General features: G+C 60.7%; 19 protein-coding genes. 16 read left to right on the top strand and 3 right to left on the bottom strand.

What is annotated here, in order from left to right; genetic code table 11:
• Positions 1-21: 21 nt before the first annotated feature.
• Complete coding sequence (gene pilG, locus LRO94_RS26875; protein ID WP_095185125.1) at positions 22-429, bottom strand: twitching motility response regulator PilG; 408 nt, start codon at positions 427-429, stop codon at positions 22-24.
• 238 nt (positions 430-667) lie between these two features.
• Between pilG and gshB the strand changes: the two genes are divergently transcribed.
• The 7 genes from gshB (at position 668) to LRO94_RS26910 (ending at position 6,555) form a co-directional block, all read left to right on the top strand.
• Entirely contained in the window at positions 668-1,621 is a 954-nt protein-coding gene (gshB, locus tag LRO94_RS26880; protein WP_032884123.1) for a glutathione synthase, read from the top strand.
• Positions 1,622-1,698: 77 nt separating this feature from the next.
• Positions 1,699-2,604, top strand: a complete 906-nt coding sequence (locus LRO94_RS26885; RefSeq protein WP_032884124.1) for an energy transducer TonB — start codon at positions 1,699-1,701, stop codon at positions 2,602-2,604.
• 67 nt (positions 2,605-2,671) lie between these two features.
• Positions 2,672-3,241, top strand: coding sequence for a YqgE/AlgH family protein (locus LRO94_RS26890; RefSeq protein ID WP_122681974.1), 570 nt, complete (start codon positions 2,672-2,674; stop codon positions 3,239-3,241).
• Positions 3,241-3,678, top strand: a complete 438-nt coding sequence (gene ruvX / locus LRO94_RS26895) for a Holliday junction resolvase RuvX (protein WP_003176676.1) — start codon at positions 3,241-3,243, stop codon at positions 3,676-3,678. The genes LRO94_RS26890 and ruvX overlap by 1 nt, the downstream gene beginning before the upstream one ends.
• 73 nt (positions 3,679-3,751) lie before the next feature.
• Entirely contained in the window at positions 3,752-4,258 is a 507-nt protein-coding gene (gene pyrR / locus LRO94_RS26900; protein ID WP_122754238.1) for a bifunctional pyr operon transcriptional regulator/uracil phosphoribosyltransferase PyrR, read from the top strand.
• Between the two features lie 24 nt (positions 4,259-4,282).
• Entirely contained in the window at positions 4,283-5,287 is a 1,005-nt protein-coding gene (locus LRO94_RS26905; RefSeq protein WP_015886339.1) for an aspartate carbamoyltransferase catalytic subunit, read from the top strand.
• Positions 5,284-6,555: a dihydroorotase gene (locus LRO94_RS26910; protein ID WP_179179781.1), complete on the top strand. Its 1,272-nt coding sequence runs from the start codon at positions 5,284-5,286 to the stop codon at positions 6,553-6,555. Before LRO94_RS26905 ends, LRO94_RS26910 begins: the two co-directional genes overlap by 4 nt.
• A gap of 132 nt (positions 6,556-6,687) precedes the next feature.
• On the opposite strand, the gene LRO94_RS26915 is transcribed toward LRO94_RS26910, so the two are convergent.
• Positions 6,688-7,116 carry an NINE protein gene (locus tag LRO94_RS26915; protein ID WP_027606088.1) on the bottom strand — a complete coding sequence of 143 codons (429 nt, stop codon included), beginning with the start codon at positions 7,114-7,116 and terminating at the stop codon, positions 6,688-6,690.
• Between the two features lie 250 nt (positions 7,117-7,366).
• Between LRO94_RS26915 and LRO94_RS26920 the strand changes: the two genes are divergently transcribed.
• Positions 7,367-8,002, top strand: coding sequence for a C40 family peptidase (locus LRO94_RS26920; RefSeq protein WP_032884130.1), 636 nt, complete (start codon positions 7,367-7,369; stop codon positions 8,000-8,002).
• A gap of 140 nt (positions 8,003-8,142) precedes the next feature.
• Here the strand turns inward: LRO94_RS26920 and LRO94_RS26925 are convergent, their stop codons facing one another.
• Entirely contained in the window at positions 8,143-9,177 is a 1,035-nt protein-coding gene (locus tag LRO94_RS26925) for a type IV pilus twitching motility protein PilT (protein ID WP_179179780.1), read from the bottom strand.
• Positions 9,178-9,234: 57 nt separating this feature from the next.
• On the opposite strand from LRO94_RS26925, the gene LRO94_RS26930 reads away from it, so the two are divergent.
• From LRO94_RS26930 to hemW, 8 genes are all read left to right on the top strand, one after another.
• On the top strand, positions 9,235-9,921 hold the full coding sequence (locus LRO94_RS26930; protein WP_032884134.1) for a YggS family pyridoxal phosphate-dependent enzyme: 687 nt from the start codon (positions 9,235-9,237) through the stop codon (positions 9,919-9,921).
• 33 nt (positions 9,922-9,954) lie between these two features.
• Entirely contained in the window at positions 9,955-10,773 is an 819-nt protein-coding gene (gene proC, locus LRO94_RS26935; protein ID WP_032884136.1) for a pyrroline-5-carboxylate reductase, read from the top strand.
• Between the two features lie 9 nt (positions 10,774-10,782).
• A complete protein-coding gene (locus LRO94_RS26940) occupies positions 10,783-11,373 on the top strand; it encodes a YggT family protein (protein ID WP_032884137.1) in 591 nt (196 codons plus the stop codon).
• Between the two features lie 118 nt (positions 11,374-11,491).
• Positions 11,492-12,631 (top strand): homoserine O-succinyltransferase MetX, encoded by a 1,140-nt coding sequence (gene metX, locus LRO94_RS26945; protein WP_032884138.1) that lies wholly within the window; start codon positions 11,492-11,494, stop codon positions 12,629-12,631.
• Between the two features lie 7 nt (positions 12,632-12,638).
• Positions 12,639-13,259, top strand: coding sequence for a methionine biosynthesis protein MetW (gene metW / locus LRO94_RS26950; RefSeq protein WP_179179779.1), 621 nt, complete (start codon positions 12,639-12,641; stop codon positions 13,257-13,259).
• 21 nt (positions 13,260-13,280) lie between these two features.
• A complete protein-coding gene (locus LRO94_RS26955; protein WP_032884139.1) occupies positions 13,281-13,715 on the top strand; it encodes a DUF4426 domain-containing protein in 435 nt (144 codons plus the stop codon).
• Positions 13,712-14,308 (top strand): RdgB/HAM1 family non-canonical purine NTP pyrophosphatase, encoded by a 597-nt coding sequence (gene rdgB, locus LRO94_RS26960; RefSeq protein ID WP_179179778.1) that lies wholly within the window; start codon positions 13,712-13,714, stop codon positions 14,306-14,308. The genes LRO94_RS26955 and rdgB overlap by 4 nt, the downstream gene beginning before the upstream one ends.
• Entirely contained in the window at positions 14,305-15,507 is a 1,203-nt protein-coding gene (hemW, locus tag LRO94_RS26965) for a radical SAM family heme chaperone HemW (RefSeq protein WP_032884140.1), read from the top strand. The genes rdgB and hemW overlap by 4 nt, the downstream gene beginning before the upstream one ends.
• The last annotated feature ends 3 nt before the right edge of the window (positions 15,508-15,510 follow it).

The raw sequence follows: 15,510 nt of genomic DNA on the forward strand, positions 1-15,510 counted from the left end.
GCCGGCCCTCGTGGGGCGGCGTCAGTGTGCTTGTTCTACTGCGGCGAACCCCGGCACATAGGCCTTGATTGCACCCAGCAGTTCTTCCTTGCTGAAAGGCTTGGTCAAAAACTGATCGACACCCACGATGCGCCCCTTGGCCTTGTCGAACAGACCGTCCTTGGAGGACAACATGATCACCGGAATCGACTTGAACGCCGGGTTGTTCTTCACCAGGGCGCAGGTCTGATAACCATCCAGGCGCGGCATCATGATGTCTACAAAGATAATGTGCGGGTGATGATCAACAATCCGCGCCAGGGCATCGAAACCGTCGATGGCCGTAATGACCTCGCACCCCGAGTTCTTCAACAGCGTCTCGGCGGTGCGGCGGATCGTTTTCGAATCGTCGATCACCATCACTCTCAAGGCGTTGGAATGCTGTTCCATATCTGCTCTACCATCGCCACAGCGAGTCGGTTTTCGGTGTGTACTGCCTGATGTTGCACAGGATGATCGCCGCAGGCCTTGGATTTCAAGGGCTGCTGCGCTGTGGCAGTCTTTTTAGCACAGTCTCGGAGAGCAATCTATCGAGGCACCCGCCAGGTGGTTTTTCCTTGACCCACAACAGCCGCAGCGCCACTCTGACGCCACTTTTATGCGCCCAATTTGCTAGAGGAAATCCCCCATGAGCGTTCGCGTCGGCATTGTCATGGACCCTATCGCCAGCATTTCCTATAAAAAGGATAGCTCGCTGGCCATGCTTCTGGCCGCCCAGGCCCGCGGCTGGACCCTGTTCTATATGGAGCAGCGCGATCTGTACCAGGGCGACGGCGAGGCCCGCGCGCGCATGCGCCCGCTGCAGGTGTTCGCCAACCCGGAAAAATGGTTCGAGCTTTCGGACGAAATCGACAGCCCCCTGAGCGACCTGGACGTGATCCTGATGCGCAAGGATCCGCCGTTCGACATGGAATTCGTCTACTCCACCTATCTGCTGGAGCAGGCCGAGCGCGCCGGCGTGCTGATCGTCAACAAGCCGCAAAGTCTGCGCGACTGCAATGAAAAGCTGTTCGCCACACTGTTCCCGCAGTGCACACCGCCGACCGTGGTCAGCCGCCGCGCCGATGTGCTGCGTGAATTCGCCGCCAAACACGGCGATGTGATCCTCAAGCCGTTGGACGGCATGGGCGGTACGTCGATCTTCCGTCACCGCGCTGGCGACCCGAACCTGTCGGTGATCCTGGAAACCCTGACCGCCCTGGGCACCCAGCAGATCATGGGCCAGGCTTACCTGCCAGCGATCAAGGACGGCGACAAGCGCATCCTGATGATCGACGGCGAACCGGTGGACTACTGCCTCGCGCGTATCCCGGCGGCAGGCGAGACCCGAGGCAACCTGGCGGCAGGTGGGCGCGGTGAAGCACGGCCTTTATCGGATAAGGATCGCTGGATCGCTAGCCAAGTTGGCCCGACCTTGCGGGAAAAAGGCCTGCTGTTTGTAGGCCTTGACGTAATTGGTGAAAATCTCACCGAAATTAACGTCACCAGCCCGACCTGTATTCGCGAGATAGACAATGCATTTGGCACGAACATCGGCGAAATGCTAATGGCCGCCATTGAGCGCAAGCTCGCAGCCAAGTGATATAGAACAGCCGGACACACACCAACATTGCGTTATCATGCGCCACCTGTGAAACGCGCGATGTTGGTTCTTTTGTCATGACACTCCCGTCCGATCTGCCCCCCGAACTCTCCCACAGCGGCGTGCGCCCGGCTGATCGGCTCGGATTTACCCTGTTTCTGGCTGCCTTGATTCATTTGGCCTTGCTCCTTGGCGTGGGCTTCACCATGGTCGAACCCAAGCAGATCACCAAGACCCTGGAAATCACCCTGGCCACGTTCAAGAGTGAAAAGAAGCCCGAGAAGGCAGATTTTCTAGCCCAGGACAATCAACAGGGCAGCGGCACCCTCGATAAGAAAGCCATCCCCAAGACCACCGAACTGGCGCCGTTCCAGGACAACAAGGTCAATAAAGTCACGCCACCTCCTGCGCCGAAGCCCGAGGTCAAGCAGGCTACGCCCAAGCCTACGGTGGCCACCATCGCACCCAAACCGCAAAAAGCCCCGGTCCAACGCGAAAAGACCAAGACCGAGCCGCAGCCGGAGCCCGTCAAACCGGCGCCTACCTTCGACAGCTCGACCCTGTCCGACGAAATCTCCAGCCTGGAAGCCGAACTGGCTAACGAACAGCAGTTGTACGCCAAGCGCCCACGCATCTACCGCTTGAATGCCGCCTCGACCATGCGCGACAAAGGTGCCTGGTATAAAGACGAGTGGCGTAAGAAGGTCGAGCGCATCGGTAACCTCAACTACCCGGAAGAAGCGCGGCGCCAGCAGATCTACGGCAACTTGCGTCTATTGGTATCGATCAACCGCGACGGCACCTTATATGAAGTGCAGGTGTTGGAGTCCTCCGGCCAACCACTGCTGGACCAGGCCGCCCAACGCATCGTGCGCCTGGCCGCGCCCTTTGCCCCGTTTACCGGCGACCTGAATGACGTGGACCGCCTGGAAATCATCCGTACCTGGAAGTTTGCCAAGGGCGATCGGCTCTCCAGCAACTGATCAGACATGTCCTGCCACAGGTAACTCCAGCTTGTCAGTTCGCCCCTCCAACGCCACACTAGCGGACATGAAAAATGTCAGCCCGACCTACCTCAAGCACCAATTCCTGATCGCCATGCCCCATATGGCCGACCCGAACTTTGCGCAGACCTTGACCTACATCGTCGAGCACACGGCCAATGGTGCCATGGGGTTGGTGGTGAACCGCCCGCAAGCGCTGAACCTGGCCGATATCCTTGAGCAACTGCGTCCGGAGATCGATCCGCCGGCCCGTTGCCAATCGGTGCCGATCTACATTGGCGGGCCGGTACAAACTGATCGCGGCTTTGTGCTGCACCCGACCGGGCCGACGTTCCAGGCCACGGTGGACCTGGACGGTGTGTCGCTGTCCACCTCCCAGGACGTGTTGTTCGCCATCGCCGACGGTGTAGGCCCAGAGCAAAGCGTAATCACCTTGGGGTACGCCGGTTGGGAAGCAGGGCAACTGGAGGCCGAACTGGCCAGCAATGCCTGGCTGACCTGCCCCTTCGACGCCGAAATCCTGTTCAACACGGCCAGTGAACTGCGCCTGGAAGCGGCCGCCGCCAAGTTGCGGGTCAACCTCAGCCTGCTGACCAGCCAGGCGGGGCACGCCTGATGGCCTTGCGTCTGATCCTCGGTTTTGACTACGGCACCAAACAGATCGGCGTAGCGGTCGGCCAGGTGATCACCGGCCAGGCCCGCGAGTTGTGCACCCTCAAGGCCCAGAACGGCATACCGGACTGGAATCAGGTCGAAGCCCTGATCAAGGAATGGAAGCCCGACGCGGTGGTGGTCGGCCTGCCCCTGAACATGGACGGCACCCCGAGCGACATGTGCCTGCGCGCCGAAAAATTCGCCCGTCGCCTCAATGGTCGTTACAACATCCCCTTCTATACCCACGATGAACGCCTGACCACCTTTGAAGCCAAGGGTGAACGCCGCGACCGTGGCGGCCAGAAGGGCAGTTACCGCGACAACCCCGTAGACGCCATCGCCGCCGCCTTGCTGTTGCAGGGCTGGCTGGACGAAAACACCGCTTTATTTGAATCCTGACTGACGCGGCTTGCCGCGTCTTCTTACGTTTGAGCCCGGAACTTGCCTACAGCAAGGCCTTGAAGGAGCCACCATGAGCCTGCCCAATCCCGCCGAACTGATCAGCCAGATGGCATTACGCCTCAAAGCGCACCTGGAACACCGCGGAATCAGCGAACCGCGCTTTATCGGTATTCGCACCGGCGGTGTGTGGGTCGCTCAGGCGTTACTGGACGAACTGGGCAACGACTCGCCACTGGGCACCCTCGACGTGTCCTTCTACCGTGATGACTTCAGCCAGAACGGCCTGCACCCGCAAGTGCAGCCCTCGGCCCTGCCGTTCGAAGTCGAAGGCCAGCACCTGGTGCTGATCGACGACGTGCTGATGAGCGGCCGTACCATCCGCGCCGCCATGAACGAACTGTTCGACTACGGCCGCCCGGCCAGCATCACGCTGGTCTGCCTGCTGGATCTGGACGCCGGCGAGTTGCCTATCAGCCCGGATGTGGTTGGCGCGACCCTGTCGCTGCAAGCCCAGCAACGGGTAAAATTGTCCGGTCCAACGCCGCTCGAACTCGAACTGCAAGACCTCGCCCTTTAAACCGCCTTGTAAAGAGTCCCCGCGATGACGCCTCTAGATGCCAAGCGCCCGCTGCAGCTCAATGCTCAGGGCCAGTTGCAACACTTTTTGTCCCTCGACGGTTTGCCCCGCGAACTGCTCACCGAAATCCTCGACACCGCCGACTCATTCCTCGAAGTCGGTGGCCGGGCGGTGAAGAAAGTCCCGTTGCTGCGCGGCAAAACCATCTGCAACGTGTTCTTCGAAAACTCCACCCGCACTCGCACCACCTTTGAACTGGCGGCCCAGCGGCTGTCGGCCGACGTGATCACGCTGAACGTGTCCACTTCGTCGGCGAGCAAGGGCGAAACCCTGCTCGACACCCTGCGTAACCTGGAAGCCATGGCCGCCGATATGTTCGTGGTGCGCCACGGCGACTCCGGCGCCGCGCATTTCATCGCCGAGCACGTGTGCCCGCAGGTAGCGATCATCAACGGCGGCGACGGCCGTCACGCCCACCCGACCCAAGGCATGCTCGACATGCTCACCATCCGTCGGCACAAGGGCAGCTTTGAAAACCTATCGGTGGCCATCGTCGGCGACATCCTGCACTCGCGGGTAGCACGCTCGAACATGCTGGCCCTGAAAACCCTGGGTTGCCCGGACATTCGCGTGATCGCGCCGAAAACCCTGCTCCCCATCGGCATTGAGCAGTACGGCGTGAAGGTCTACACCGACATGGCCGAAGGCCTCAAGGATGTAGACGTGGTGATCATGTTGCGCCTGCAACGCGAGCGTATGTCCGGTGGTTTGCTGCCGAGCGAGGGTGAGTTCTACCGCTTGTTCGGCCTGACCACCGCGCGCCTGGCCGGCGCCAAACCGGATGCCATCGTGATGCACCCGGGTCCGATCAACCGAGGGGTGGAGATTGAGTCAGCGGTGGCCGATGGCAATCAGTCAGTAATTCTCAACCAGGTGACCTACGGCATCGCCGTGCGCATGGCGGTGTTGTCCATGGCCATGAGCGGGCAAACCGCGCAACGTCAATTCGAGCAGGAGAACGCCCAGTGAAGCTCAGCATTCTTGGCGCTCGCGTTATCGACCCGGCCAGTGGCCTGGATCAAGTCACCGATCTTCATCTGGAAGCCGGCAAGATCATCGCCATCGGCGCCGCCCCCAGCGATTTCAGCCCCAGCCAGACCATCGACGCCAAAGGCCTGGTGGCCGCGCCTGGGCTGGTGGACCTGAACGTCGCCCTGCGCGAGCCGGGTTACAGCCGTAAAGGCAGCATCGCCAGCGAAACCCGCGCCGCTGCGGCCGGTGGCGTGACCAGCCTGTGCTGCCCGCCGCACACCAAGCCGATCCTCGATACGTCGGCCGTGACCGAGCTGATCCTCGACCGTGCCCGCGAAGCTGGCAATTGCAAAGTGTTCCCCATCGGCGCCCTGAGCAAAGGTCTGGAAGGCGAACAACTCGCCGAATTGATCGCCCTGCGAGACGCTGGTTGCGTGGCCTTCGGCAACGGTCTGGAGAGCTTTCGCAGTACCCGCACCTTGTGCCGCGCCCTGGAATACGCGGCCACCTTCGATCTGACGGTGATCTTCCATTCCCAGGACCGCGACCTGGCCGAAGGCGGCTTGGCCCATGAAGGCGCCGTCGCCAGTTTCCTCGGCCTGCCGGGTATTCCGGAAACCGCCGAAACCGTCGCTCTTGCCCGTGACCTGCTGCTGGTGGAACAAAGCGGCGTACGCGCGCACTTCAGCCAACTCACCAGTGCCCGGGGCGTGGCCCTGATTGCACAGGCCCAGGCTCGCGGTCTGCCGGTGACTGCGGATGTGGCGCTGTACCAATTGATCCTCACGGATGAAGCGCTGATCGACTTCTCCAGCCTGTACCACGTGCAACCGCCCCTGCGCACCCTGGCCGACCGTGACGGTTTGCGTGCCGCGGTCAAATCCGGTGTGGTTTCGGCGATTTCCAGCCACCACCAGCCACACGAGCGCGATGCCAAGCTGGCACCGTTTGGCGCGACCGAGCCGGGGATCAGCAGTGTGGAGCTGTTGCTGCCACTGGCGATGACGCTGGTGGAGGATGGCCTGCTCGACTTGCCGACGCTGCTCCAGCGCCTGAGCGCTGGCCCGGCCGAAGCCTTGCGCCTGCCGGCCGGCAAATTGGCCGTGGGTGCCGCAGCGGATCTGGTGCTGTTTGACACGGCCAGATCCACGGTTGCCGGGGAGCACTGGCTGTCCAAGGGTGAAAACTGCCCGTTCATCGGCCATAGCCTGCCGGCGAGCGTGCGCTACACCTTGGTGGATGGGCGCATCAGCTACCAGGCCTAAAGCGGGCACGCAAAAAAAGTGGGAGGGGGCTTGCCCCCGATTGCAGTGGGTCAGCAATAAATGAGCTGACTGATCCACCGCTATCGGGGACAAGCCCCCTCCCACATTTAGTTCTCTATAAAGCCTGAGAAATCAGCGTCCCCCGTTGCGCTCTGCATTGCGGATCGAAACCTGGGTATTCAACGTCCAGAAGTCATACAGCACCCCCACCAGGAACAAGCCACCGGTCAGCAGGTAGATCAGGCCGGTGATCCATTTGCCCTGGTACATGCGGTGCACGCCGAACACCCCCAGAAACGCCAACAGAATCCACGCCACGTTGTATTCGATGGGACCGGCGGTAAAACGCAGGTCGGCTTCACGGTCCATGGCCGGGATCAGGAACAGGTCGATCAGCCAGCCGATACCCAGCAGGCCAAGGGTAAAAAACCAGATCGTCCCGGTGACAGGTTTGCCGTAATAAAAACGATGCGCGCCGGTAAACCCGAAAATCCAGAGCAGGTAACCGATCACCTTGCTGTGGGTGTCTTGTTGCGGCCCAACCTGTTGATAGGTGTTCATGACGTACCTCTTTTGCTTCGATAGATAAATTTTTTCATTTTCTTTGTGACTTTTTTACGGGCGCCCGACGTACGGCAAATGGTATCTTCACTGCCCTGAAAGCCTTATGCCACCTGACCTGTGTAGGACAATTGCGGCGAATCGTCGCGTATTTCCTGATTTTGACGTCAAGGTTCAGTCGACAAACGGCCTGAGAACGACACAAAAAGCTGTTATAAAGTTGCGCGCAAACCCATAAGAGCCACGCCTAATGCGACCATTTTTAAAGACATGGCTAACCATTTGCCTATTAATGCCATTGGCCGCCCACGCCACCAATCGTGAGCAACGACTTCCGAACGTTAACGGTTTCACCCCTAAAGTCCACAGCACGCCAAGCACTGCCAAATCGGTAAAGCCGACCGTCAGCCGCCCGACTCAATTGAGCAAGGCGCACGGTAAAGCAGTTCCCGGCCTCGTGGCAGTCAACACCAAGCAAAGCAGCAACGTCCTCAGCCGCGCCGTAAACGTGCTCGGTACACCTTATCGTTGGGGCGGCAGCAGCCCAAGTAAAGGGTTCGACTGCAGCGGCCTGGTGAAATATGCGTTCAACGACGTAGCCGCCGTGGATCTGCCGCGCACTTCCAATGCCATGGCCGCCGGCCACGGGCAGAAGGTTGATCGCAAGGACCTGAAACCAGGTGATCTGCTGTTCTTCAAATTGAAGAGCCGCCAGGTCAATCACGTTGCCATCTACTTGGGCAATGACCGTTTTATCCACGCACCGCGTCGTGGCAAGTCGGTCAGCATCGACACGTTGAAAAAGCCGTTTTGGGACAAGAACTACGTGATTGCCAAGCGGGTTCTGCCGAAAGAGCAGAACACCTTGCGAGTGGTTCAACGCTGATTTCAAGCTGAAATGCAGTCGTCAATGTGAGAGGGGGCTTGCTCCCGATAGCGGTGGATCAGTCAGTTTATCTGTACCTGACCCACTGCAATCGGGAGCAAGCCCCCTCCCACATTTGGAACTCCTTATATCCCCCGATCTTAGATATCCCCAGGCACCCTCGCCTTCTCCAGCGCCTCTTCCCGGCTGATCACGCCCTGCGTGACCAACGCCTTCAAACTCATATCCAATGTCTTCATCCCCAACACCCCGCCGGTCTGGATGGCCGAGACCATCTGCGCCACCTTGTCCTCACGAATCAGATTACGAATGGCTGGCGTGCCCAACATGATTTCATGGGCCGCCACGCGCCCGCCGCCGAGCTTCTTCACCAGCACCTGTGACACCACCGCCTGCAACGACTCCGACAACATTGAGCGGACCATGGCCTTTTCGCCGGCCGGGAACACGTCGACCAGCCGATCCACGGTCTTTGCCGCGGAGGTAGTGTGCAAGGTGCCAAATACCAGATGCCCGGTTTCAGCCGCCGTCAGGGCCAGGCGGATGGTTTCCAGGTCACGCAGTTCGCCCACCAGGATCACATCGGGGTCTTCACGCAGCGCCGAACGAAGGGCTACCGAAAAACTGTGGGTGTCGCGGTGTACCTGGCGCTGGTTGATCAGCGCGATTTTCGGCCTGTGGATAAATTCGATGGGGTCTTCGAGCGTAAGGATGTGCTGGCGCCGATGCTGATTGAGGTAATCGATCATTACCGCCAGAGTGGTGGACTTGCCGGAGCCAGTGGGTCCGGTCACCAGCACCAGGCCACGTGGCAATAGGGCGATGCGTTGGAACACCGCCCCGAGACCCAGGCTATCCAGGCTCTGGACTTCGGCCGGAATAGTACGAAACACCGCGCCCATGCCGCGATCCTGTTGGAATACGTTGGCCCGGAAGCGCGCTACACCCGGCAGCTCGAAGGCAAAATCCGTTTCAAGAGATGTTTCGAAATCCTTTTGCTGGTATTGATTGAGCAAAGGGCTCAATAAATCCGCGACTTGCGGGGCAGAAAGCACCGGCCAATCCATAGGCCAGACTTCGCCATCGATTCGCCACATCGGCGCCAGCCCCGCCGACAGGTGCAGGTCGGAGGCGCCACGGCGCACGCCGGCCACCAGTAATTCAGTGATATCCATAGGGCTTTCCATTTCCAGTAGAATGCCGCGGACTCCATATCCACGGGCGCATCTTGAATGTCGACGATAGCAGACAACATCGGCCTGGTTAGCCAGCGCATCCGCGCCGCAGCCGACGCCGTGCAACGTGACGCAAGCAGCATCCACCTGCTGGCCGTGAGCAAGACCAAACCCGCCCAAGCAGTGCGCGAAGCCTATGCCGCCGGGCAGCTCGAATTCGGCGAAAACTATCTGCAGGAAGCCCTGGGCAAACAGGCTGAATTAACCGACCTGCCCTTGAGTTGGCACTTCATCGGCCCCATTCAATCGAACAAGACGCGCGCTATCGCCGAGAACTTCGCTTGGGTGCATTCCGTGGACCGCCTCAAAATTGCACAACGCCTGTCCGAACAACGCCCGGCCGACCTGCCGCCGCTGAACATCTGTATCCAGGTCAATGTCAGCGGCGAAGCCAGCAAGTCCGGCTGCACGCCCGCCGACTTGCCGGCCCTGGCCAATGCCATCAGTGCCCTGCCGCGCTTGACGCTGCGTGGCCTGATGGCAATCCCCGAGCCGACTGAAGATCGGACCGAGCAAGATGCAGCGTTCGCTACCGTTCGCGACCTGCAAAACAGCCTGAACCTGCCGCTCGACACGCTTTCCATGGGCATGAGCCACGACCTTGAGTCGGCCATCGCCCAAGGCGCCACCTGGGTGCGGATCGGTACCGCCCTATTTGGCGCCCGTGATTACGGCCAGCCGTGAAATGGCTGACCTCCCTCTGAATAAGGACCTGTCATGAGCAACACGCGTATTGCCTTTATCGGCGCCGGTAACATGGCGGCCAGCCTGATCGGCGGCCTACGGGCCAAGGGCCTGGACGCCGCGCAGATCCGCGCCAGCGACCCGGGCGCCGACACCCGTGCGCGCGTCAGCGCCGAGCACGGTATCGACACCTTTGCCGACAATGCCGAGGCCATCCAAGGGGTCGACGTGATCGTGCTGGCGGTCAAGCCACAAGCCATGAAGGCCGTGTGCGAAAGCCTGCGCCCAAATCTGCAACCACATCAGTTGGTGGTGTCCATCGCTGCCGGCATAACCTGCGCCAGCATGAAGAAGTGGCTGGGGGCCCAGCCCATCGTGCGTTGCATGCCCAACACTCCGGCTCTGCTGCGCCAAGGCGTCAGCGGTTTGTATGCCACCGCCGAGGTCAGCACCGAACAACGTGACCAGGCCCAAGAGCTGCTGTCCGCCGTGGGCATTGCTCTGTGGCTGGATCAGGAACAACAACTGGACGCGGTCACCGCCGTCTCCGGCAGCGGCCCGGCATACTTCTTCCTGCTGATTGAAGCCATGACCGCCGCCGGCGTGAAACTCGGCCTGCCACGGGAAGTCGCTGAGCAACTGTCCGAGCAGACCGCCTTGGGCGCCGCGAAGATGGCCGTGTCCAGCGATGCGGATGCCGCCGAGCTGCGCCGTCGCGTGACCTCACCAGGCGGCACGACGCAGGCCGCCATTGAATCGTTCCAGGCCGGGGGCTTTGAAGCCCTGGTGGAAAAAGCATTGGGTGCCGCTGCGCACCGATCGGCCGAAATGGCCGAACAACTGGGCAACTAAGGAGCCAATATGATTGGTTTGAACACCGCAGCCGTCTACGTGCTGCAAACCCTCGGCAGCCTCTACCTGCTGATCGTGCTGTTGCGTTTCGTGCTGCAACTGGTACGTGCCAACTTCTACAACCCGCTCTGCCAGTTCATCGTCAAGGCGACCCAGCCGCTGCTCAAGCCGTTGCGCCGGGTGATCCCGAGCCTGTTCGGCCTGGATATGTCGTCGCTGGTGCTGGCGATCCTGGTGCAGTTGGCCTTGATGGCGCTGACACTGCTGCTGACGTACGGCACCACCGGCAATTTCATACAGTTGCTGATTTGGGCAATCATCGGCGTGACCGCGCTGTTCCTGAAGATTTTCTTCTTCGCCTTGATCATCAGCGTGATCCTGTCCTGGGTCGCCCCGGGTAGCCACAACCCTGGCGCCGAACTGGTGAACCAGATCTGCGAGCCCGCCCTGGCGCCATTCCGCCGCCTGCTGCCGAACCTGGGCGGCCTGGATATCTCGCCGATCCTGGCGTTCATGGTGCTCAAGCTGCTGGACATGCTGGTGATCAACAACCTGGCCACCATGACCGGGATGCCAGAGATTCTGCGCCTGCTGATCTGACGCAAACAAATGAGGGAGGGGCTAGCTCCCTCCCTCATTTCGCAGCGCGCAGGCCTTTGCTTGCCGCTGGGTGCAGCGGTCTTTAGACTTACGCCTCATTTAAACGAGAGCAGGGTCGATGCCAGTTGCCTTCCCCCCCGATTCTGTTGGTCTGGTCGTGCCCCAAGTGGCGCACTTCAGCGAACCCCTGGCCCTGGCCTGCGGCCGTTCTCTGCCCGCCTACGACCTGATCTACGAAACCTATGGCCAACTGAACGCCACGGCGAGCAACGCCGTGCTGATCTGCCACGCCTTGTCCGGTCATCACCACGCTGCAGGCTTCCACAGCGCCGACGAGCGCAAGCCCGGCTGGTGGGACAGCTGTATCGGTCCCGGCAAGCCCATCGACACCAACAAATTCTTCGTGGTCAGCCTGAACAACCTCGGCGGCTGCAACGGCTCCACTGGCCCCAGCAGTATCAACCCGGAAACCGGCAAGCCGTTCGGCGCCGACTTCCCGGTGCTGACCGTGGAAGACTGGGTACACAGCCAAGCGCGTCTTGCCGATTTGTTGGGCATCAACCAGTGGGCCGCCGTGATCGGTGGCAGCCTGGGCGGGATGCAGGCACTGCAATGGACCATCACCTACCCTGATCGCGTACGCCACTGTCTGGCCATCGCCTCGGCCCCCAAGTTGTCGGCGCAAAACATCGCCTTCAACGAAGTGGCGCGCCAGGCGATCCTCACCGACCCCGAGTTCCACGGCGGTTCGTTCCAGGAAGCGGGCGTGATTCCCAAGCGCGGCTTGATGCTGGCGCGGATGGTCGGGCATATCACCTACCTGTCCGATGACTCCATGGGCGAAAAATTCGGCCGTGGCCTCAAGAGCGAGAAGCTCAACTACGATTTCCACAGCGTCGAATTCCAGGTCGAGAGCTACCTGCGTTATCAGGGCGAGGAGTTCTCCGGGCGTTTCGACGCCAACACCTATCTGCTGATGACCAAGGCCCTGGACTATTTCGACCCGGCGGCCAACCACGACGATGACCTGGCGAAAACCTTCGAAGGCGCCACGGCCAAGTTCTGCGTGATGTCGTTCACCACCGACTGGCGCTTCTCCCCGGCCCGCTCCCGCGAGCTGGTGGATGCACTGATGGCCGCACGCAAAGACGTGTGCTACCTGGAAATCGATGCGCCGCAAGGCCACGACGCCTTCCTGATTCCGATCCCGCGTTACTTGCAGGCGTTCGGCAATTACATGAACCGGATTACAGTGTGAGAACGCCATGAGAGCCGACCTGGAAATCATCCAAGAATGGATCCCCGCCGGCAGCCGCGTGCTTGACCTGGGCTGCGGCGATGGCGAACTGCTGAGCTGGCTGCGCGACAACAAGCAAGTCACCGGCTATGGCCTGGAAAACGACCCGGACAACATCGCCCAGTGCGTGGCCAAGGGCATCAACGTGATCGAGCAGGACTTGGACAAGGGCCTGGGTAACTTTGCCAGCAACAGCTTCGACATCGTGGTGATGACCCAAGCCCTGCAAGCGGTGCACTACCCTGACCGCATCCTCGACGAAATGCTGCGCGTGGGTCGCCAGTGCATCATCACCTTCCCTAACTTCGGCCACTGGCGCTGCCGCTGGTACCTGGCGACCAAGGGTCGCATGCCGGTGTCGGATTTCCTGCCTTACACCTGGTACAACACGCCGAACATCCACTTCTGCACCTTCGAAGACTTCGAAGCGCTGTGTCGCGAGCGTGAAGCCAAAGTGATTAACCGACTTGCCGTCGATCAACAGCACCGTCACGGCTGGGCGAGTAAACTATGGCCCAACCTGTTGGGCGAAATCGGTATCTACCGGGTCAGCAGTCCTGGCCTGACCGACCACAAAATTGCCGTCTAATCATTTTCCAGAGGGGCGCTCATGAGTCGCTTGGCTATTTTTCTACTGACCGCTTGCCTGGGTGCCAACGCCTTGGCAGCCGACGCTATCGACGCAAATCGCAAGAAAGACTTCGGCGATATCACCGTTCACTACAACACCTTCACCTCCAGCTTCCTGCAACCGGAAACCGCCCAGAAAGTCGGCGTGGTACGCAGTAAGGAAAAGGGCTTGATCAATGTGACCGTGATCAAGGGCGTGACCCCCGTGGCCGCACAAGTAACGGGCACCATCAAGGATCTGGGCGGCAAGAGCGAGATCCTCACCTTCAAGCAAATCAACGAAAAAGGCGGGATCAATTATCTCGCGCCCTACGCCGTGACCCAGCGGGAATACAAGACGTTTACCATCAACGTTGAAACCGGCGGCAAAGCCCATAGCTTCCAATTCAACCAGGAACTGTTTCCGGCGGAATGATGAACCTTACCCAGCTCGTACTCGCCAGCCATAACGCCGGCAAACTCAAAGAACTGCAGGCCATGCTCGGCGACTCCGTGCAACTGCGCTCGATTGGCGAGTTCAGCCAGGTCGAGCCGGAAGAGACAGGCCTGTCGTTCGTCGAGAACGCCATCCTCAAGGCGCGCAATGCCGCACGTATCTCGGGCCTTCCGGCGCTGGCGGATGACTCTGGCCTGGCGGTGGATTTTCTCGGCGGAGCCCCTGGTATCTATTCGGCGCGCTACGCCGATGGCAACGGTGACGCGGCCAACAACGCCAAGTTGCTGGACGCCCTCAAGGACGTGCCGGACGCCGAACGCGGCGCGCAGTTCGTCTGCGTGCTGGCCCTGGTGCGCCATGCGGACGACCCGTTGCCGATCCTTTGCGAAGGCCTGTGGCACGGGCGCATCCTGCATGCGGCCAGCGGTGAGCATGGTTTTGGCTATGACCCGCTGTTCTGGGTGCCAGAACGCAATGTCTCCAGCGCCGAACTGAGCCCGGCCGACAAGAACCAGATCAGCCACCGCGCCCGCGCAATGGATTTGCTGCGCCAACGCCTGAGCCTGAAATGACCCACGACACCCAGGCGCTGCCGCTGATCCACGGCGGCGCGCAAACACCTCGGGCGGCCTTGCCCGTGCTGCCGCCCCTGGCGCTGTATATCCACATCCCGTGGTGCGTACGTAAATGCCCGTATTGCGACTTCAACTCTCACACCGCAAGCAAAGTGCTGCCGGAAGAAGAGTACGTGGACGCACTGTTGGCCGACCTCGATCAGGATCTGCATGCCGTTTACGGCCGGGAACTGAGTTCGATCTTCTTCGGCGGTGGCACCCCAAGCCTGTTCAGCGCTGCAGCACTGGGTCGCCTGCTCAAAGGCGTGGAAGCGCGCATCCCGTTTGCCGGCGATATCGAGATCACCCTGGAAGCCAACCCCGGCACGTTCGAACAAGAGAAGTTCGTGGCGTACCGCAAGCTGGGGATCAACCGCCTGTCCATCGGTATCCAGAGCTTCCAGCAGGAAAAACTTCAGGCCCTGGGCCGTATCCACAATGGCGACGAAGCTGTACGCGCTGCCGGGATGGCGCGCCAGGCCGGATTTGATAACTTCAACTTGGACCTGATGCACGGTTTGCCCGATCAGTCCCTGGACGACGCCCTCAGCGACCTGCGCCAGGCCATCGCGCTCAAACCCACGCATTTGTCCTGGTACCAGCTGACCCTGGAACCCAACACGGTGTTCTGGAACCAGCCGCCGGCGCTGCCAGAAGACGACACCCTCTGGGACATCCAGGAAGCAGGCCAGGCACTGCTGGCCGAGCACGGTTACGCCCAATACGAAGTGTCAGCCTATGCCCAACCGGGCCGCCCGGCGCGGCATAACCTGAATTACTGGAGCTTCGGCGACTTTATCGGCATCGGCGCCGGCGCCCACGGCAAGCTCAGCCATCCGGACGGGCGCATCGTGCGCACCTGGAAGACCCGCGCGCCAAAGGACTACCTGAACCCGGCCAAAAGCTTCCAGGCTGGGGCGAAGGAGCTGACCAATGACGAGCTACCTTTCGAGTTTCTGATGAACGCTCTGCGCCTCACCGACGGCGTCGACGCCAGGCTCTACGCCGAGCGCACGGGCCTCGACCTGGCGAGCCTTGACGAGGCACGTCGCGAGGCAGAACAAAGTGGCTTAATGCAGGTCGAACCGTCACGCCTGGCGGCCACTGATCGCGGGCAACTCTTTCTCAATGACCTGTTGCAGAAGTTTTTGAGCTGACGC

It is taken from the genome of Pseudomonas sivasensis, from assembly GCF_021391435.1.
Lineage (GTDB): Bacteria > Pseudomonadota > Gammaproteobacteria > Pseudomonadales > Pseudomonadaceae > Aquipseudomonas > Aquipseudomonas sivasensis.